Raw genomic sequence first — 18,093 nt, forward strand, 5'->3', positions numbered from 1 at the left:
GAAGAAAGGGAGATATATGATGGATATCCGTTTTCTGACCCTCACCGCCGTCCTGCCGCTCGCCGCCTGCGCCAGCGCCGGGGACGGTTCTCCCTCCGATGCCGGGCCGCCGCCGGCCGCAATGACGTGCAACGCCGATGCGGCGCAAAGCTATGTCGGCCAGACCGCGAGCCCCGATCTGGGCGGCGCCATCCTGAAAGCGACCGGCGCGCGCACGCTGCGCTGGGGCCCGCCGCGCAGCGCGATGACGATGGATTATCGGCAGGACCGGGTGAACGTCATGTACGACGACGCCTACAAGATCACGCAGGTTACGTGTGGCTGACGGCCGGCGGCGCAATCACGGCTCGGCGTCGCCCTTTGAGCCCGTGTACGGTTACAGCCGCGCGGTCCGGGTCGGCAATCGCATCGACGTCGCCGGCTGCGCGCCGATCGAGCCCGACGGTTCGTCGACCGTCGGCGACGCCGGAGTGCAGGCCGCGCGCTGCCTGACGATCATCGGCGAAGCGCTCGAAGCCCTGGGCGGCAGCTTCGCCGACGTCGTGCGCACCCGCATGTATATCACCGACGCCGCCGATGCCGATCGCGTCGGACAGGCGCATGGCGCCATATTCGGCGCGATCCGCCCGGCCGCGACGATGCTCGTCATTCCGGCGCTGATCCGCCCCGAATGGAAAGTCGAAATCGAGGCCGAGGCCATTTTAGAGACAGGGATATGACCGACCAGTTCCAGCTTACCGACGACCAGCGCGCGATCCAGGACATGGCGCGCAAGTTCACCGCCGACGCCATCACGCCCTTTGCGGCCGAATGGGACGAAAAGGCGCATTTCCCGCGCGACGTGATCAAGCAGGCGGCCGAACTCGGCTTCGCGGCGATCTATGTCAGCGAGGAATCGGGCGGTATCGGCCTCGGCCGGCTCGAGGCGGCATTGATCATGGAGGCGATGTCCTACGGCTGCCCGGCGACGAGCGCCTTCATCTCGATCCACAATATGGCGAGCTGGATGATCGACAGCTTCGGCGGCGATGCGGTAAAGGCGAAATATCTTCCCGACCTCGTCACCATGGACCGCATGGCCAGCTACTGCCTCACCGAACCCGGTTCGGGGTCCGACGCCGCGGCGCTCAAGACCACCGCGACGCTCGACGGCGACCATTATGTCGTCAACGGCACCAAGCAGTTCATCTCGGGCGCCGGCGTCAACGATCTTTATGTGACGATGGTGCGCACCGGCCAGCCGGGACCGAAGGGGATCAGCTGCCTCGTCATCGAAAAGGACATGCCCGGTGTCAGCTTCGGCGCGAAGGAACGCAAGCTCGGCTGGAACGCCTCGCCGACCGCGCAGGTGATCTTCGACAATGTGAAGGTGCCGGTCGAAAACCGCGTCGGTGCGGAAGGCGACGGCTTCCGCTTTGCGATGGCGGGGCTCGACGGCGGCCGCCTCAACATCGGCGCCTGCTCGCTCGGCGGGGCGCAGCGCTGCCTTGACGAGGCGATCGCCTATACCAAGGACCGCCAGCAGTTCGGCCAGCCGATTTCGGATTTCCAGAACACCCAGTTCATGCTTGCCGACATGGCAACCGACCTCGAAGCCGCGCGCGCCCTCCTCTATATGGCGGCGGCAAAGGTCACCGCGAACGCACCCGACAAGTCGCGCTTCTCGGCGATGGCGAAGCGGCTTGCGACCGACAACGGCAGCAAGATCGTCAACGACGCGCTGCAATTGTTCGGTGGTTACGGCTATCTGAAGGATTATCCGATCGAGCGTTTCTGGCGCGACCTGCGCGTCCATTCGATCCTCGAAGGCACCAATCAGGTCATGCGGATGATCGTGGGAAGGGATTTGCTGCGCCAATGACCGAAGATGTTCTGATTTCGATCGACGGCCATGCCGGCCGCTTGTCGCTCAATCGTCCGAAGGCGATCCACGCGCTCAACCTGCCGATGTGCCGGGCGATGATCGATGCGCTGCTCGGATGGCGCGATGACGAGGCCGTCGAGGCGGTCATTATCGACCATAGCGAAGGCCGCGGCTTCTGCGCCGGGGGCGACATTCGAATGCTTGCGGAAAGCGGCGCCAAGGACGGAATGGAGGCGCGGCAGTTCTTCCACACCGAATATCGCCTCAACCATCTGCTCTTCACCTATGCGAAGCCTGTCGTCGCCTTCATGGACGGCATCACCATGGGCGGCGGGGTCGGCATTTCGCAGCCGGCGAAATATCGCGTCGCGACCGAACATACGCGCTTTGCGATGCCCGAAACCGGGATCGGCCTGTTCCCCGACGTCGGCGGCGGCTGGTATCTGCCGCGGCTGGAGGGGCGTGTCGGCGTCTATCTCGCGCTCACCGGCGCGCGGCTCGACGGGGCCGAATGCCTCGCGCTGGGCCTCGCGACCCACTATCTGCCGTCCGAAAAGCTCGCCGAGGCAAAGGCGCGCATCGCGCAGCACCCCGACCGCATTGGCGGCATATTGGGCGAGCTGTCGGTCACCGCGCCGCCCGCCGCGATCATGCAGCATTTCGACCGGATCAATCGCCTGTTCGCCAGCGACAGCTATGAAGAGATTCTTGCCGCGCTCGAAGCCGATGGCGGAGAATGGGCCGAAAAGGAACTGGCGACGCTCCACGGCAAATCGCCGCAAACCTGCAAGGTCGCGCTCCGCCAACTCAAGGAAGGCGGTGCGATGCACGACTTCGCCGCGCAGATGACGCAGGAATATGCGATCGGCAGCCGGGTGGTGCAGATGCACGATTTCATCGAGGGTGTCCGCGCGCTGATCATCGACAAGGACAACAGCCCGAAATGGGACCCGCCGACACCCGAGGCAGTCACCGACGACTGGATCGACGCGATCTTCGCGCCGTTGCCCGAGAATGAGACATGGACCCCGCTTAGCTGATCTTGGCCCCCGCGAAGGCGGGGACCGGTCGCGGCACAACGCCAACGGCCCCCGCCTTTGCGGGGGCGACGGAGAAGAAGATGACCTACGAAACCCTCCTCGTCGAACAGCGCGGCGCCGTCACGCTCGTCACGCTCAACCGCCCGCAGGCGCTCAATGCCCTGAACTCCGATGTGCTTGACGACCTGATCGCCGCATTCGCGGCTTTCGAGGCTGATGACAGCCAGCGCTGCGCCGTTCTTACCGGATCGGGCGACAAGGCGTTCGCCGCGGGCGCCGACATCAAGGAGATGGCCGACAAGCCCGCCGCCGATTTCTATCTCGAGGATTTCTTCTCGAAATGGACGAGCGACTTCGTGAAGAAGGTGCGCAAGCCGTGGATCGCTGCCGTGAATGGTTTTGCCTTGGGCGGTGGCTGCGAACTGGCGATGATGGCCGACTTCATCATCGCGTCGGAAAAAGCGAAATTCGGCCAGCCCGAAATAAAGCTCGGCGTCGCCCCCGGCATGGGCGGGTCGCAGCGGCTGACCCGCGCGGTCGGCAAGGCGAAGGCGATGGAAATGTGCCTCACCGGCCGGATGATGGACGCCGCCGAAGCCGAGCGTTCGGGCCTCGTTGCGCGCGTGGTCGCGCATGAAACGCTGGTCGACGAAGTGGTGAAGACCGCGGCGACGATCGCGTCGATGCCACCGATGGCTGCGATGGTGAACAAGGACATGGTCAACGCGGCGTTCGAAACGACGCTCGACCAGGGCCTTCTTTACGAACGCCGCCTGTTCCAGATCCTCGCCGCGACCGAGGACAAGGCCGAAGGCATGGCCGCCTTCATCGAAAAACGCGAAGGCGTGTGGAAGGGGCGGTGATCGTCTCGAACATAATCCATCTTTTGAGTGAAAAGCTGTGTGCCCCCGCGAAGGCGGGGGCCCATCATCGGACGGCGCAATTCAAACTGCCGGATGATGGATCCCCGCCTTCGCGGGGACACACAAGCCATTGAGGTTTGTGGAGAGAAATATGAAAATCGCCTTTATCGGACTAGGCAACATGGGCGGCGGGATGGCCGCGAACCTTGCGAAGGCGGGCCACGACGTCCGCGCCTTCGACCTCAGCGAAGAGGCGCTGACGCGGGCAGTAGAAGCGGGCTGCACCCGCGCCGCATCGGCGGCCGAGGCGGTGACCGGCGCCGAGGCTGTCGTGACCATGCTCCCTGCGGGCAAGCATGTCGCGGGCGTTTATGACGCCGAGGTCTTTCCCAATGCCGCGCCCGGCACTCTGCTGCTCGATTGCTCGACGATCGACGTCGCAACCGCGCGCTCGAACATCGAAGCGGCGACGGCGAAGGGCCTCGTCGCGGTCGACGCGCCGGTTTCGGGCGGGATCGCCGCTGCGAATGCGGGCACGCTTACCTTCATGGTCGGCGGCACCGACGAAGGTTTCGCGCGCGCCGAACCGATCCTCGCGAAAATGGGCAAGGCGGTGATCCACGCCGGCGACGCGGGCGCTGGGCAGGGCGCGAAGATCTGCAACAACATGCTGCTCGGCGCCTCGATGATCGCGACCTGCGAAGCGCTTGCGCTTGCGCAGAAGCTCGGGCTCGACCCGCAGAAATTCTTCGACATCGCCAGCGTGTCGTCGGGGCAATGCTGGTCGCTCACCAGCTATGCGCCGCTCCCCGGCGTGGGGCCGACGACACCCGCCGACAATGATTACAAGGGCGGGTTCGCCGCGGCCCTGATGCTCAAGGACCTCCGCCTCGCGATGGAAGCGGCGGCGAGCGTCAAGGCTGAGGTCCCGATGGGGTCGAAGGCCCGCGAACTCTATGAAGCGTTCGTCGCCGCCGATGAAGGCGGACATGATTTTTCCGCGATCATCAGGACATTGCAGGATTGAGCCGCAACGCCGTCCGTGACCGTTTGGGGGTCGGAAGCGGGCGTTAACGCATGGGTGGCTATAACGCTTATGACATCGAGATAGGCCCTCCGCACATAGGATCAGAGAGCAATGAAAGTTTATGGGACGGATGTGAACGCAAGCAATCCAGTGGAAGAAACTGGCGTATCGGAACTTAGAGAAGCAACCCTCGTCGTGTCCCTCGAAGATTTGAAGATGATCTCTGAATTTTTTACCGCTTGCTATGATGAGTATTGCGAGAATCCCGAATGGGACCACAAGCACCTCATCGATTTCGCCTATAGGTCGAGATATCAAGGACCTGATATTATCGTTTATGGATCGCGCAGCGAATAACAGGAAATAAGCGAGGTAAGTCCGCTATCGGTCGTAACCGGACCCACCGCGGCCGGCACCAGTTCAATAGAAATCCGCTGTCTCGCCGCCATCGAGCCTTTTGGTGCGATGCACTTGCGTGGGCGCTTTGCTGTTGCCGGAGCGCACTTCCAGTCGGCCGTTCACCCGCCGCACCTCGGCCGGGGCCACTATGCGCGCGCGGGCGACGCCCACGGCGCTTGCCTGCGGCGGCGGAGCTTGCGCTGCCGTCGGTGCGCCCGCAGCGACGAGCAGGGCGAGGGCAAAGGACATGGCGTTCATGCTCTGCCCTAACGGCCGATGCCGCCATGATCTTAACCCTGAATTGCCGCTGTTTTTACGGCCGGTCGCCGTGATTTTGACAAAAGAAGGGCCGCCTGACCCAAGCGGGGACAGGCGGCCCTTTCTTCGTTTCGCGCTGGTTTAGAAGCCCGCCTTCGCCGCGGCCTTCTCGGCGAGCAGCGGTGCCACCGTGAAGCCGTGCTTTTCCAGCGCCGCGGCGATCTTGTCGGTGCCTTCAAGGCCCGCCCAGAACATCGGACCGCCGCGATAGACCGGCCAGCCATAGCCGTAGATCCACACCACATCGATATCGCTCGCGCGCTGTGCCTTGCCTTCGGCGAGGATCAAGGCACCTTCGTTGACCATCGGATAGAGCGTGCGTTCGACGATTTCCTGATCGCTGATCTCGCGCTTCTGAATGCCCGCCTTCTGGCGGAACTCCTCGATGATCTCGGCAACGCGCGGGCTTTCCGACGGATTGCGCTTGTCGTCATAGTCATAGAAGCCCGCCTGCTTCTTCTGGCCCCAGCGGCCTTCGGCGCACAGCGCGTCGCGGATGCTTTCGATCCGGTTCGGGTCGCGGTGCCAGCCGATGTCGACGCCGGCAAGGTCGCTCATCTGGAACGGTCCCATCGGCATGCCGAAATCGACATGCACCTTGTCGACCTGCGCCGGGGTCGCGCCTTCGAGCAGCAGCTTCTGCGCCTCGATCTGGCGCGGCGCGAGCATGCGGTTGCCGATGAAGCCGTGGCATACGCCCGCGACGACGGCGACCTTGCCGATCTTCTTGCCGATCGCCATTGCGGTCGCCAGCACGTCGGGTGCGGTCTTGTCGCCGCGCACCACTTCGAGCAGCTTCATCACATTGGCGGGCGAGAAGAAGTGCATGCCGAGCACGTCGCCGGGGCGGCTCGTCGATGCTGCAATCTCGTTGACGTCGAGGTAGCTGGTGTTCGACGCCAGGATGGCGCCGGGCTTCGCGATCTTGTCGAGCTTGCCGAAGATGTCTTTCTTGACGTCCATATTCTCGTAGACCGCCTCGATGATGAGGTCGCAGTCGGCGAGCGCGTCGAGTTCGAGCGCGGGGGTGATGAGCCCCATCATCTGATCGACCTGTTCGGGCTTGAAGCGGCCCTTCGCGGCGCTGGCATCATAATTCTTGCGCACCACGCCCAGGCCGCGGTCGAGCGCTTCCTGCTGCATCTCGACGATGGTGCAGGGAAAGCCCTTTTGCAGGAAGTTCATCATGATGCCGCCGCCCATCGTGCCGGCGCCGATGATGCCGACCTTCTTGATGTCGCGCAGCTGCGTGTCCTTGGGCAGGCCGTCGATCTTTGCCGCTTGGCGTTCGGCGAAAAAGATGTGGCGCTGCGCCGCCGACTGGCTGCCCATCATCAGCTTCATGAATTCCTGGCGCTCGAAGGCGAGCCCTTCGTCGAAGGGCAGGCGCGTCGCCGCCTCGACGCAGGCGAGGTTCGCGTAAGGCGCCTCGAAACCGCGCCAGCGCTTCGCGTTCGCGGTCTTCAGCTTTTCGATGACGCCGACGTCGCCGAACACGGCGCGTTCGCGGGTCGGGCGCGGGCCGTCGGCGATCTTGGCGCGGGCAAAGGCGATCGCGTCGGCGGCAAGGCTGTCCTCACCCGCCAGTTCGTCGACCAAGCCCATCTCCTTCGCGCGTGGCGCGGGGACGGGGTCGCCGAGCGAGGTCATCGTCGCGGCGGCTTCGACCCCGACGACACGCGGCAGGCGCTGCGTGCCGCCCGCGCCGGGCAGCAGCCCCAGCTTCACCTCGGGCACGCCGAGCTTCGCCGACGGGACCGCGACGCGATAATGACAGACGAGCGCGGTTTCGAGGCCGCCGCCGAGCGCGGTGCCGTGGATCGCGGCGACGACCGGCTTGGTCGCGGCTTCGATCATGTTGAGCACGGCGTTGAAATCGGGACCGCGCGGCGGCTTGCCGAATTCGCTGATGTCGGCGCCGGCGATGAAGGTTGCGCCATCGCAGCGCAGCACGATCGCCTTGACGCTGTCATCGGCGAGCGCGGCTTCGAAATTATCCTTCAGCCCTTGACGGACATGCCACGACAGGGCGTTGACCGGGGGGTTGTTGACGATGACGACGGCGACCTCGCCATCCTTCTGCATCGTGACGGAAACGGGGGTTTCATCGGACATGGGAAAGCTCCTCTCAATCTAAAGCCTGTCAGAAAAGCCTTGTGCCCCCGCGTAGGCGGGGATCCATCATCGGACGGTACGATTTGGCACCGGCAGGAGATGGGTCCCCGCCTACGCGGGGACACAGGCTTTTTTCATTCGAACATATACATCATTTCAGTCGTCGATCGCGGCGTGGACGAGCGTCTTGACCTCGCGGCGCACGGGATAGGTGGACGAGGGCATGAGCTGGGTCATGAACACCATGCAGATTTCTTCGACCGGATCGACGAAGAAGCCGGTCGAAAACATGCCGCCCCAATAGAAATCGCCCGCCGAACCGGGAATGCCTGCCGCCGCCGGGTCGAGCGTGACCGCGAAGCCGAGCCCGAAGCCGACCCCGGCATTTTCGTCCTCGGAAAAGATGCCGACGCTATGCTGCGTCAGGTCGCCGCCGCCGACCAGGTGGTTCGCGGTCATCAGGGCGAGCGTCTTGCGGCTGATGATCCGCGCGCCATCCAGCTTGCCGCCGCCGAGCAGCATCAGGCAGAAACGGTGATAGTCGGCGAGCGTCGAGACGAGCCCGCCGCCGCCCGAATGAAAGCTGCGGTCCTTTGCCCAGCGGCTGCGGTCGCCGCTGTCGAAGCCCTTCATCTTCTCCTTCGGGTCGAAGGCGTAGCAGTCGGTCAGCCGATGCTGTGTGTCCGCAGGCACCTTGAACCCGGTATCGACCATGCCGAGGGGGCCGAAGATGCGCTCCTGCAGCACCTGGGCAAAGGGCTTGCCCTCGATCCGCTCGATCACCGCGCCAAGGACGTCGGTCGCCATCGAATAATTCCAGTGCGCGCCGGGATCGAACTGCAGCGGGATTTTCGCGAGCCCCGCGATGAAGCTGTCCATCGTATAATCGGCGTCGAAATCGTCGATCTTGGTCTTGCGATAGGCGGCGTCGACCGGCGTACGCTCCTGAAAGCTGTAGGTGAGGCCGGCGGTATGGCGCAGCAGGTCGACCATCAGGATCGGGCGCACCGGCGGCCGGGTCAGGAAGGGCACATTGCCGCCGCCCGCAACGAAGACGCCGGTGTCCTTGAACTCGGGGCAGAACTTTACCAGCGGATCGGACAGCGCGACCTTGCCCTCCTCGACCAGCATCATGAAGGCGGTGCTGGTGATCGGCTTGGTCATGCTGGCGATGCGGAAGATCGCATCCTCTTTCAGCGCCTCGCCCGGACGCGCCTCGCCGATGCACGACAGATGCGCGATCTCGCCGCGCCGCGACACCAGCGTCGCCGCATGCGGCAGGCGGCCGGCGCCGACATATTTGGCGTCGAGAAAGGTGGGAATGCGGTCCAGCCGCGCGGTATCGAATCCGTGACCCATGGGGCGTCGTCCTTAGTGCGATGTCTGGCCGAGAAGCTGGCGTGTCACCGGGTGCGAGCTGGTGAGGCCCCCGTCAACCGCAATCGCCTGTCCGTTGACGTAGCTTGCCTGGTCGCTGAGCAGGAAGAGCGCGACATTGGCGAGCTCCTCGGGCTGACCGGCACGCTTCAGCGGGTTGAGCTGGCCGATCTTGTGCGTGACGCCCTTCTCCTTTGCATAGTCGAAGGTGGGTTTGGTCATCCCGGTTTCGGTGAGGCCGGGGCAGATCGCGTTGACGCGCACATTGGCCGACGTCATCTGCTGCGCCGCGGTCTTGGCAAGGTTGATGACCCCCGCCTTCGACGCCGAATAGGCGGCCGGGCCGGCGCCCGAATTGATCCCCGCGACACTCGCGGTCAGCAGGATCGCGCCGCCGCGGCCCTGATCGACCATCGCCTTGCCCGCATGCTTCACCATCAGCGCCGGGCCGATCAGATTGACGCGCAGCGTTTCGGCCCAGGCCTCGGGCGAGATGTCGAAGATGCCGCCCATGTCGCCGATGATCCCGGCGTTGGCGAAGGCGATGTCGAGCCCACCGTAATTTTCCTGTGCGGTCGCGACCAGCCGCGCAACATCGGCTTCGACACCGGCATCGACTTCCAGCGCGACGACGGTGCCGCCTGCGTCCTTCACTGCCTGCGCCGTGTTATGCACCGCCGCGCTCTTGTCGCCGATGACGAGTTTCGCGCCTTCGGCGGCGAAGCGCAGCGCGCTTGCCCGGCCGATGCCGCTGCCCGCGCCGGTAATGATCGCGATCTTGCCGTCCAATGCGCCCATCATGCGCCTCCCGATATCGTGGCTCCGCCATCGCAGACGATGGTCTGGCCGGTTGTGAATGCCCCCGCCTTGCTGGCAAGAAAGACAGCCGCGCCGGCGATCTCGTGCGGTTCGCCGATGCGCTTCAGCGTCGAAGCCGCGGTGGAACGCCGAAGATTCTCTTCATTTTCCCACAGCGCGCGCGCCATGTCGGTGCGGATCAGGCCGGGCGCGATGCAATTGACGCGGACGCCCCTGGGGCCGAACTCGACCGAGAAATTGCGCGCCACCTGCATGTCCGCCGCCTTGGAAATCCCGTAGGCCCCGATGATCGGCGATCCCTTGAGCCCGCCGATCGAACTGATGATCGTGATCGATCCTTCGCCGCGTTCGAGCATTTCGGGTGCGACCATCGAAATCAGCCAGTGGTTGGACAGGATATTATTGTCCATGATCTTGCGGAACTGGTCGTCGCTGATGCCGAGGCCAGGACCATAATAGGGGTTCGATGCCGCGTTGCAGACGAGCGCGGTGATCTTGCCGAAGGCGGCGCGTGTCGCGTCGACGAGATGCTGCAGATCCTCCTTCGATGAGATGTTCGCGGCAACCGCAATCGCGGTGCCTTCGCCAAAGCGCGCGTTGATCGCCGCCGCGGTCTGATCGCACGCATCCTGCTTGCGGCTCGAGATGACGACCTTGGCGCCCTGTTCGGCCATTGCTTCGGCGGTCGCCTTGCCGATGCCGCGCGACGATCCGGTGATCAGCGCGACCTGCCCGGTCATGTCGAACAGGCTCATGCGCCGGCCTGCTGCGCGAAGTGCCACGCCTTTTGTGCCAGCGGCAGAACGCGTTCGGACATCGCCTTGGCATGGGCCGACGATGCGGTGCCGTCGATGACCCGCTTCTTGATCCCCTGCATGATGCCGGCGAGGCGGAAGAAATTATAGGCGAAATACCAGTTCATGTCGGGAACGCTGTCGCGCCCGGTCGCGGCGCAATAGCGATCGACCACCTCGTCGAGCTCCGGAATGCCGAGCGCCGCGCGGTCGAGGTCCATCACCCCCGAACGGCCGCCGTTTTCGGTCACCCACGCCATTGCGACATAGGTGAAATCAGCGAGCGGATCGCCGAGTGTCGACAATTCCCAGTCGAGCACCGCAAGCACCTGGGGCCGGTCCTTGGCCCAGATCATATTGTCGATCCGATAATCGCCGTGGACGACGCTGGTGCGCGTCTGTTCGGGCAAGGTCGCGGGCAGCCATTCGATCAGCCGCTCCATCTCGTCCATCGTCTCGGTCTCGGACAGCCGGTACTGCTTGGTCCAGCGATCGACCTGGCGCCCGAAATAATTGCCCGGCTTGCCGAAGTCCGAAAGCCCGGCGGCTTCGACATCGACACTGTGCAGCGCCGCGAGCGCGTCGATCATCGCGAAATAGGTCGCGCGGCGGTTTTCGGGGGTCGACCCCGGCATCGATCCGTCCCAGATGGTATGGCCGTCGACCATCCCCATCACATAGAACCAGCTGCCGACCACGCTGTCATCGGTACACAGCCCATATTGGCGCGCGACCGGATAGCCCATCTTATGGAGGCCAGCCTGCACCTTATATTCGCGGTCGACGGCGTGCGCCGACGGGAGAAGCGGGCCGAAAGGTTTGCGCCGCAGCACATAATTGCCCGACGGCGCCGAAATCTTGTAGGTCGGGTTCGACTGGCCGCCGGCAAATTTGCTCTGCGTCAGCGGGCCTTCAAACCCTTCGACATTGGCTTCCATCCAGGCGGTCAGCTTCGCCTCGTCGAGGACGTCGGCCCCCTCGGGCGCGACGGTGCCGCTGAAGGCCTTTTGCGCGTCGATTGTTTCCGTCATTGGCCGAACACGATCACCGACCGCGCGGCATCGCCCTTTCGCATCTTGTCGAAGCCTTCGTTGACCCGGTCGAGCGGGATCGTCTCGGCAACGATGCTGTCGAGATCGAGCAGGCCGCGCAGGTAGAAATCGACGAGCCGCGGAATGTCGACCGGGAAGCGGTTGCCGCCCATGATCGCGCCCTGCAGCTTCTTGCCCGAAAGCAGGTCCATTGCGCCCAGCCCGACCTTTTCGGACAGCGGCATCATGCCCAGGATCGTCGCGGTGCCCCCGCGGCGCAGCGACGCGACCGCGAGGCTGGCCGAGGCAGGACGCCCGACCGCTTCGACCGCATGGTCGACGCCGCCCTTGGTCATTTCGACGATCTGTTTGGCGGCATCGTCGGCGAGCGCGTCGACGACATCGGTTGCGCCGAGCTTCATCGCCAGTTCGCGCTTTTCGGGAACCGGGTCGGCGGCGATGATGCGCCCCGCGCCCGCGATCTTGGCGGCGTTGATCGTCGCGAGCCCGACGCCGCCGCAACCGACGACCGCGACCGTTTCGCCCGGCGTCACCTTGCACGCGTTGAAGATGGTGCCCGCGCCGGTCGTGACCGCGCAGCCGATCACCGCCGCCCGGTCGAGCGGCATTTCGGGATCGATCGCGACGCACGCATGTTCGTGGATCAGCATCACCTCCGAAAAGGCGCTGAGGTTGAGCATTTGGTTGACCGGCGATCCGTCGGGGCGCGTGATGCGCGGCGCCGATCCGACCGGCCGGCGCGTCTCGCCGCCAAGGCACAGCGACATGCGCCCGGTAACGCAGAACTCGCAATGGCCGCAAAAGGCGCTGAGGCAGGTGACGACCGCATCGCCCGGCTTCACCGTGCGGACTTCGCTGCCCACCGCCTCGACGATCCCGGCGGCTTCATGGCCGGGGATGGCGGGCAGGGGGTGCGGATAGGCGCCGTCGATGAAGTGCAGGTCCGAATGGCAAAGCCCGCAGGCGGCGGTGCGGATGCGCACCTCGTGCGGGCCGGGCTTGTCGACGACGATCTCCTCGATGACGAGGGGCTTGCCGGGTTCGATCAGGACGGCGGCTTTGGTCAATGTATCTTCTCCGTTCGGTTCGAGCGACTTCGAGAACCGGTTGTGGCCGTTCGTGTCTCGACTTCGCGCGACACGAACGGACGTGGGACGGCTTAACGCGTTACGCCGATGTCGCCCGACGAGAAACGATCGTCCTGCGCGGCGGGCGAATGTTTCGCCAGCTCGATGCGCGCGATGGCGCGGGCGTGGACTTCGTCGGGACCGTCGGCGATGCGCAGCGTGCGCTGGCCGGCATACATTTTGGCGAGGCCGAAATCCTCGCTGACGCCGCCGCCGCCATGCGCCTGGATCGCATCGTCGATGATCTGCAGCGCCATGTTCGGCGCCTGCACCTTGATCATCGCGATCTCGGCCGCGGCCGACTTGTTGCCGACCTTGTCCATCATGTCGGCGGCCTTCAGGCACAGGAGGCGCGTCATTTCGATGTCGATGCGCGCGCGGGCGATGCGCTGTTCCCAGATGCTGTGCTCGGCCACGGTCTTGCCGAAGGCGACGCGCGACTGGAGCCGCTTGCACATCCGTTCGAGCGCTTCTTCGGCGACGCCGATCGTGCGCATGCAATGATGAATACGCCCCGGCCCGAGGCGGCCCTGCGCAATCTCGAAGCCGCGGCCTTCGCCGAGCAGCATCGCATCCTCGGCCTTGACGCGAACGTCCTTGAGCTCGATTTCCATATGACCGTGCGGTGCATCGTCATAGCCAAAGACGGGCAGGTGGCGCAGGATATTGATGCCCGGCGCGTCCATCGGGACCGCCAGCATCGACTGCTGCGCGTGGCGCTTGGCGCCGAAGTCGGTCTTGCCCATGACGATCGCGACCTTGCAGCGCGGATCGCCCGCGCCCGACGACCACCATTTGACGCCGTTGATGACATAGTCGTCGCCATCGCGTTCGATCCGCGTTTCGATGTTCGTCGCATCGGACGAGGCGACTGCGGGTTCGGTCATCAGAAAGGCCGATCGAATCTCGCCATTCATCAGCGGGGCGAGCCATCTGTCCTTCTGCGCGCGGGTGCCGTAGCGATGGAAGACTTCCATATTGCCCGTGTCGGGCGCCGAGCAGTTGAACACCTCGCTCGCAAAGCCGACCCGGCCCATTTCCTCGGCGCACAGCGCATATTCGAGGTTGGTGAGCCCCGGACCTTCGAATTCGAACGTCTCGTCGACATGATGGTGCGCGCTGCTGCGCGGCGGCATGAACAGGTTCCAGATGCCGGCGGCCTTCGCCTCGGCCTTCAGATCCTCGACGACCTGGATGACTTTCCAGCGGTCGCCGCTCGCATCCTGCTGTTTGTAGGTCGCAACGGCGGGGCGGATCTTGCGGTCGATGAACTCGCGCACCCGGTCGCGCCAGTGCACCTGCCGGTCGGTGAAGTCGAAATCCATCGCTGCATCCTTTCCCTTTACGTTCACGTAAGCCTTTGGACCGATTCGCCCCCCTTTGCCAAGACCCGCGGCGCAGAAAATTGCCCCGGCATCGCTGCCCGCGCAATCTTCCGTTACGGCCGCGGCCCTTGGCTATCGGCCGCCGCGCCGCCCGTCGAGGCGAGGGCGGCGAGCCGTGCCTCGTGGCTGGCCCGGTCGATCGGATACCGCCGCAGGCCAATGGCCGCCATGACCGAAATCAAAATCATCAATCCGGCGAAAATCCACGCCATTGCCGCGGCAGTGCTGGCTGGCCAGTCCTCGGGCCGCACTTGATCGCTCAACCCTGCAAAGGCGACAAGCTGGCCGACGAGAAAGATGCCGAGCGCCTGCCCGAATTTCTGAACCATCAGATAGCCGGCGAAGAAGACGCCCTCGATCCGCGTGCCATGATCGACCTCATGCGCTTCGACGATTTCGGCAACCATCGACGAGGTGGAAATGGTTGCCACCACCAACCCGAACAGCGACAGGGTCTGCAACGACAGCAAAAGCATCACCGAAGGCCATCCGCCCAGATCGGGCCACCAGCCCAGATTGCGTGCGGCATAGGGCAGGAAAGCGATCACGCCACTCGCGAGCGCGGCACCGATCGCGCTGTCGCGCTTGCCAAAGCGGCGGTGCGCATGGCCGACCGCCGCGAAAGCGCCGAAGACCGCGACGGCGAGCCCGACAGGATAGAAACGCAGCTGTGCATCGCTGAGTTGCCAGACATAGAGCATCATATAATTGGTCGACGCGATCGTCGTCGCATAGGCGCCCGTGACGAACAGCGCGCCGGACGCCAGCGCAAGAAACGCCGGGTTGCGAAAGGCAAGCAGGATGTCAGCGAGCATCGAATGGCCGTGCGGCCTGCGCGGCGGAGGCGGCAGCGACAGGATGCGGCGTTGCTGACCGAATGCCGACGCCAGCGTCGTCAGCAAGATCATGGCGGCGCCGAACAGACCGTAGGCGGTATAGCCGGATGTCTCGAGCAAGCCGCTGCGCGCGGGATCGTCGGAGACCAGAAAGACATTATAGGCAAGCGCCACGGCAAGGAGGCCGCCCAGCCAGCCGAACAGAAAGCGATAGCGCATCAGCGCGGTGCGCTCGTCATAATCGCGCGTCAGTTCGGCGACGAGCGAGATCGACGGAATTTCGCACGCCGACACCAATATCCGCACGGCCACGACATTGAGGAACAGGCCCAACGTCGAATGTTTTGCGATATCGGGCGACACCCACAGCAGCGTCCACACGATTGCCATCGGCAGAGCGGCGCCGTAAAGCCAAGGCAGCCTCCGCCCAAGCCGGGTTCGCGTCGCATCCGACAGCCGGCCGATCATCGGATCGACGATCGCATCGACCAGCATCGCGCCGATCAACACGAGCGACACGACGCGCGGATCGAAACCGAGCACCTGGTTGTAATAGATCATGAAGAAGGTGGTGAGCCCCGACTCCTTGATTCCGAGCGTTACGGCACCCACGCCATGCGCCACCTTGATGCGCGTCGGCAGCGCGCCCGGGAGAATATTGGCGCTCATTGCAGCGCGATCGTTTCGGATGCGGACAGCGCGGCGACGCGGGCTTCGTGGTCGGCGCGGTTGATCGGGAAGCGCGCGAAGATCCACGTCGACAGGATTGTCGCGACGATCACGATCAGGCTGTAGCTGACGACCAGCCGGTCGACCACTTGCGGTGCAACCTCGCCGGGAACGGCTTTCGCCGGCAGGCCCGACAGGCTGATCAGCAGGCCGGTGAGGCCGATCCCTACGGCGGTGGCGCATTTCTGGACGAACATCCAGCCGGCGGCGAACACGCCTTCGGTGCGGCGTCCGGTTTCGACCTGCGAGGCTTCGACGACGTCGGCGAGCATCGACTGTGCGGAGATCATCACCATCACCGCGTTGACGTTGGAAACGAGGATGAAGCCCATCAGCAGATTGCTCGAAAAGGCGGAGCCGGTTCCCGGCCAATGGCCCGAAAGGAACAGGCCGAACGGCGCCACCCAGAACGTCGTGCTGATGATCCCGCAGATCACCGCGACGCGCTTCTTGCCGAACCGGTGGTGGAGTGGCTGCACAAACACGAAGGACAGCAGGACGCTGACCATCAGCAGCCATGGCAGCGCCGCGAAGGCGCCATCGGAAAAGCGCCAGACATAAAGATAAAGGAAGTTCGAGATGGTGAAGGTCATCTGCGTGCTCGAAATCGCGATCAGCGAGGCGCCGAGCAGGATCAGCGCCGCCGGGTGGCGCAGCGATTCCCAAATCTCGGCAAAGGCGCGCCGGGGCGTTCCGGGTTCGGGCTTCGTCGCGGGCAGATGCGCTATGCGCCGATGCTGGCCGAGCGCCGAGATGAAAACCGTCACCGCCATGATGATCGCCCCGCACAGGCCGTAGAGCCAGTAGCCCGCAGGATTGAGCTGCCCGAACTTGTGTGTCGCGTCGGGCCGCAGGAAGACGGTGTTGGCGAGGAAGAAGACGAGCAGCCCGCCGCCCCAGGCGAAGAGGAAGCGGAAGCGGACCAGCGCGGTGCGCTCGTCATAATCGCTTGTCAGTTCGGCGACGAGCGATTGCGACGGCACTTCGCAGCACGATACCAGCGTGCGCACCAACACCGCGACGACCACCAGATAGGCAAAGATGTGCGTATGATCGTCGGGCGGCGACCACAGCAGCATCCATGCGAGCCCGAGCGGCAGCGGCGCGAGATAGAGCCACGGATGGCGGCGGCCCCAGCGCGTATAGGTGCGGTCCGAAAAATAGCCGATCAGCGGATCGACGAAGGCATCGGCGAGCAGCGCGAACATCAGCGCCAGCGAAACAAGGCTCGCATCGAGCCCGACCACCTGGCTGTAAAAGATCAGGAGGAAGGTCGAAAAGCCGTTGTCCTTGACCCCATAGGCAACGCTGCCGAGGCCGTGGAATAATTTGAGCCCGAGCGGCAGGCGCGCCTGCGCCGGGGTCTCGGCGGTCACGCCGCGGCTCCGGCCTTGGCCGCATCCTCCATGGCTATCAGGGCGTCGAACAGGCCGGGCGCTTCGGGATCCCAGGCGTGGCGCTGGCCGATCGTCAGACCGCCGTCGACCAGCATATGCGTGCCGGTCATGAAGCTCGCCTCCTCGCTCGCCAGATAGGCGACGGCATTGGCGATGTCGTCGGGTTGTCCGCCGCGCGCGACCGGCTGCGCATGCGCACTCATTTCGGCGATCACCGCCTTGGCCGCATCCTTGCTTTCGTCGGGCACCTCGAGCGAGGTGGTGAAGATATTGGTGTTGATGAAGCCGGGGCAGATCGCGTTCACGCGGATGCCATATTGGGCAAGATCGGTCGCCGCGACCTTGGTCAGATGCAGCACGCCCGCCTTGGCGACGGCATAGGCGGTCGGCGAATAGCCAGCGCCGAGCGCCGCGACGCTCGCAGTGTTGACGATCGCGGCGCCTTTGCGGCCCTTCATATGAGGCGCAGCATAGCGGATGCCCATCGCGACCGATTTGAGGACGAGGTTCATCGTCCAGTCCCATCCGTCGGGCGTGATTTCGTCGATCGGGGCGCGGTCGCCGCCTGCGGCAGCATTGTTGAACACGATGTCGATGCCGCCGCCGCGCTTCGCGGCTTCGTCCATCAGCGCTTCGATGTCCGACGCGACGGTGACGTCGCACCGGATGAATTCGATCCGGCCGTTCGACGCCGCGGCAAGAGCCTGACCGCCCGCCTCGTCGATGTCGGCGGCGAAAACATGGGCGCCTTCGCCCGCGAGTTTCAGAACGGCCGCCTTGCCAATACCCGATGCTGCGCCGGTGACGACGGCGACCTTGCCTGCGAATCGCATTTCCTGCTCTCCCGTTTTCTTTTGCCACTTAGCTTAGGCGCATGGGAGGGCGCGTCAACGGCCCGCAATCGGACGCTACGGCGCCGTAACGGCAGCGCGGCACAGCCAAGTTGACGCT

General features: G+C 64.6%; 18 protein-coding genes. 7 read left to right on the forward strand and 11 right to left on the reverse strand.

Annotation, left to right across the window (positions count from 1 at the left end; all coding sequences use genetic code 11):
• The first annotated feature begins 16 nt into the window (after nucleotides 1–16).
• The 7 genes from P1IM2_RS13910 to P1IM2_RS13940 all read left to right on the forward strand — a co-directional run bounded on the left by P1IM2_RS13910 (nucleotide 17) and on the right by P1IM2_RS13940 (nucleotide 5,151).
• Nucleotides 17–325 (forward strand): I78 family peptidase inhibitor, encoded by a 309-nt coding sequence (locus tag P1IM2_RS13910; RefSeq protein WP_186402836.1) that lies wholly within the window; start codon nucleotides 17–19, stop codon nucleotides 323–325.
• Nucleotides 318–719 carry a RidA family protein gene (locus P1IM2_RS13915; protein ID WP_186402837.1) on the forward strand — a complete coding sequence of 134 codons (402 nt, stop codon included), beginning with the start codon at nucleotides 318–320 and terminating at the stop codon, nucleotides 717–719. Before P1IM2_RS13910 ends, P1IM2_RS13915 begins: the two co-directional genes overlap by 8 nt.
• On the forward strand, nucleotides 716–1,861 hold the full coding sequence (locus tag P1IM2_RS13920; protein ID WP_186402838.1) for an acyl-CoA dehydrogenase family protein: 1,146 nt from the start codon (nucleotides 716–718) through the stop codon (nucleotides 1,859–1,861). The genes P1IM2_RS13915 and P1IM2_RS13920 overlap by 4 nt, the downstream gene beginning before the upstream one ends.
• Nucleotides 1,858–2,904, forward strand: a complete 1,047-nt coding sequence (locus tag P1IM2_RS13925) for an enoyl-CoA hydratase/isomerase family protein (RefSeq protein WP_186402839.1) — start codon at nucleotides 1,858–1,860, stop codon at nucleotides 2,902–2,904. Before P1IM2_RS13920 ends, P1IM2_RS13925 begins: the two co-directional genes overlap by 4 nt.
• A gap of 80 nt (nucleotides 2,905–2,984) precedes the next feature.
• Entirely contained in the window at nucleotides 2,985–3,767 is a 783-nt protein-coding gene (locus P1IM2_RS13930) for an enoyl-CoA hydratase-related protein (RefSeq protein ID WP_186402840.1), read from the forward strand.
• A gap of 151 nt (nucleotides 3,768–3,918) precedes the next feature.
• Entirely contained in the window at nucleotides 3,919–4,794 is an 876-nt protein-coding gene (mmsB, locus tag P1IM2_RS13935) for a 3-hydroxyisobutyrate dehydrogenase (RefSeq protein WP_186402841.1), read from the forward strand.
• Nucleotides 4,795–4,905: 111 nt separating this feature from the next.
• Nucleotides 4,906–5,151 carry a hypothetical protein gene (locus P1IM2_RS13940; RefSeq protein ID WP_186402842.1) on the forward strand — a complete coding sequence of 82 codons (246 nt, stop codon included), beginning with the start codon at nucleotides 4,906–4,908 and terminating at the stop codon, nucleotides 5,149–5,151.
• Between the two features lie 63 nt (nucleotides 5,152–5,214).
• Here the strand turns inward: P1IM2_RS13940 and P1IM2_RS13945 are convergent, their stop codons facing one another.
• The 11 genes from P1IM2_RS13945 to P1IM2_RS13995 form a co-directional block, all read right to left on the reverse strand.
• Nucleotides 5,215–5,451: a hypothetical protein gene (locus tag P1IM2_RS13945; RefSeq protein ID WP_186402843.1), complete on the reverse strand. Its 237-nt coding sequence runs from the start codon at nucleotides 5,449–5,451 to the stop codon at nucleotides 5,215–5,217.
• A gap of 141 nt (nucleotides 5,452–5,592) precedes the next feature.
• On the reverse strand, nucleotides 5,593–7,626 hold the full coding sequence (locus tag P1IM2_RS13950) for a 3-hydroxyacyl-CoA dehydrogenase NAD-binding domain-containing protein (protein ID WP_186402844.1): 2,034 nt from the start codon (nucleotides 7,624–7,626) through the stop codon (nucleotides 5,593–5,595).
• 156 nt (nucleotides 7,627–7,782) lie between these two features.
• Nucleotides 7,783–8,985: a serine hydrolase domain-containing protein gene (locus tag P1IM2_RS13955; protein WP_186402845.1), complete on the reverse strand. Its 1,203-nt coding sequence runs from the start codon at nucleotides 8,983–8,985 to the stop codon at nucleotides 7,783–7,785.
• Between the two features lie 12 nt (nucleotides 8,986–8,997).
• Nucleotides 8,998–9,801 (reverse strand): SDR family NAD(P)-dependent oxidoreductase, encoded by an 804-nt coding sequence (locus P1IM2_RS13960; protein ID WP_186402977.1) that lies wholly within the window; start codon nucleotides 9,799–9,801, stop codon nucleotides 8,998–9,000.
• Nucleotides 9,801–10,577 carry an SDR family NAD(P)-dependent oxidoreductase gene (locus tag P1IM2_RS13965; RefSeq protein ID WP_062766094.1) on the reverse strand — a complete coding sequence of 259 codons (777 nt, stop codon included), beginning with the start codon at nucleotides 10,575–10,577 and terminating at the stop codon, nucleotides 9,801–9,803. Before P1IM2_RS13965 ends, P1IM2_RS13960 begins: the two co-directional genes overlap by 1 nt.
• Nucleotides 10,574–11,647, reverse strand: a complete 1,074-nt coding sequence (locus P1IM2_RS13970) for a phosphotransferase family protein (RefSeq protein ID WP_186402846.1) — start codon at nucleotides 11,645–11,647, stop codon at nucleotides 10,574–10,576. Before P1IM2_RS13970 ends, P1IM2_RS13965 begins: the two co-directional genes overlap by 4 nt.
• Complete coding sequence (locus P1IM2_RS13975; RefSeq protein WP_186402847.1) at nucleotides 11,644–12,735, reverse strand: Zn-dependent alcohol dehydrogenase; 1,092 nt, start codon at nucleotides 12,733–12,735, stop codon at nucleotides 11,644–11,646. Before P1IM2_RS13975 ends, P1IM2_RS13970 begins: the two co-directional genes overlap by 4 nt.
• 92 nt (nucleotides 12,736–12,827) lie before the next feature.
• Nucleotides 12,828–14,120 carry an acyl-CoA dehydrogenase family protein gene (locus tag P1IM2_RS13980; protein WP_003041345.1) on the reverse strand — a complete coding sequence of 431 codons (1,293 nt, stop codon included), beginning with the start codon at nucleotides 14,118–14,120 and terminating at the stop codon, nucleotides 12,828–12,830.
• A 113-nt stretch (nucleotides 14,121–14,233) separates the two neighbouring features.
• On the reverse strand, nucleotides 14,234–15,685 hold the full coding sequence (locus P1IM2_RS13985; protein ID WP_186402848.1) for an MFS transporter: 1,452 nt from the start codon (nucleotides 15,683–15,685) through the stop codon (nucleotides 14,234–14,236).
• Nucleotides 15,682–17,121 (reverse strand): MFS transporter, encoded by a 1,440-nt coding sequence (locus tag P1IM2_RS13990; RefSeq protein WP_062901659.1) that lies wholly within the window; start codon nucleotides 17,119–17,121, stop codon nucleotides 15,682–15,684. Before P1IM2_RS13990 ends, P1IM2_RS13985 begins: the two co-directional genes overlap by 4 nt.
• Nucleotides 17,118–17,975 carry an SDR family NAD(P)-dependent oxidoreductase gene (locus P1IM2_RS13995; RefSeq protein WP_062766081.1) on the reverse strand — a complete coding sequence of 286 codons (858 nt, stop codon included), beginning with the start codon at nucleotides 17,973–17,975 and terminating at the stop codon, nucleotides 17,118–17,120. The genes P1IM2_RS13990 and P1IM2_RS13995 overlap by 4 nt, the downstream gene beginning before the upstream one ends.
• Between the last annotated feature and the right edge of the window lie 118 nt (nucleotides 17,976–18,093).

This window comes from Sphingopyxis sp. P1IMeth2 (assembly GCF_900185685.1).
Taxonomy (GTDB): Bacteria; Pseudomonadota; Alphaproteobacteria; order Sphingomonadales; family Sphingomonadaceae; genus Sphingopyxis; species Sphingopyxis terrae_A.

Coding starts and splice junctions, on each gene's coding strand:
- P1IM2_RS13995 (WP_062766081.1), bottom strand. CDS start 17,975: ATGCGATTCGCAGGCAAGGTCGCCGTCGTCACCGGCGCAGCATCGGGT.
- P1IM2_RS13910 (WP_186402836.1), top strand. CDS start 17: ATGATGGATATCCGTTTTCTGACCCTCACCGCCGTCCTGCCGCTCGCC.
- mmsB (WP_186402841.1), top strand. CDS start 3,919: ATGAAAATCGCCTTTATCGGACTAGGCAACATGGGCGGCGGGATGGCC.
- P1IM2_RS13985 (WP_186402848.1), bottom strand. CDS start 15,685: ATGAGCGCCAATATTCTCCCGGGCGCGCTGCCGACGCGCATCAAGGTG.
- P1IM2_RS13970 (WP_186402846.1), bottom strand. CDS start 11,647: ATGACGGAAACAATCGACGCGCAAAAGGCCTTCAGCGGCACCGTCGCG.
- P1IM2_RS13925 (WP_186402839.1), top strand. CDS start 1,858: ATGACCGAAGATGTTCTGATTTCGATCGACGGCCATGCCGGCCGCTTG.
- P1IM2_RS13920 (WP_186402838.1), top strand. CDS start 716: ATGACCGACCAGTTCCAGCTTACCGACGACCAGCGCGCGATCCAGGAC.
- P1IM2_RS13950 (WP_186402844.1), bottom strand. CDS start 7,626: ATGTCCGATGAAACCCCCGTTTCCGTCACGATGCAGAAGGATGGCGAG.
- P1IM2_RS13980 (WP_003041345.1), bottom strand. CDS start 14,120: ATGGATTTCGACTTCACCGACCGGCAGGTGCACTGGCGCGACCGGGTG.
- P1IM2_RS13930 (WP_186402840.1), top strand. CDS start 2,985: ATGACCTACGAAACCCTCCTCGTCGAACAGCGCGGCGCCGTCACGCTC.
- P1IM2_RS13960 (WP_186402977.1), bottom strand. CDS start 9,801: ATGGGCGCATTGGACGGCAAGATCGCGATCATTACCGGCGCGGGCAGC.
- P1IM2_RS13965 (WP_062766094.1), bottom strand. CDS start 10,577: ATGAGCCTGTTCGACATGACCGGGCAGGTCGCGCTGATCACCGGATCG.
- P1IM2_RS13955 (WP_186402845.1), bottom strand. CDS start 8,985: ATGGGTCACGGATTCGATACCGCGCGGCTGGACCGCATTCCCACCTTT.
- P1IM2_RS13945 (WP_186402843.1), bottom strand. CDS start 5,451: ATGAACGCCATGTCCTTTGCCCTCGCCCTGCTCGTCGCTGCGGGCGCA.
- P1IM2_RS13940 (WP_186402842.1), top strand. CDS start 4,906: ATGAAAGTTTATGGGACGGATGTGAACGCAAGCAATCCAGTGGAAGAA.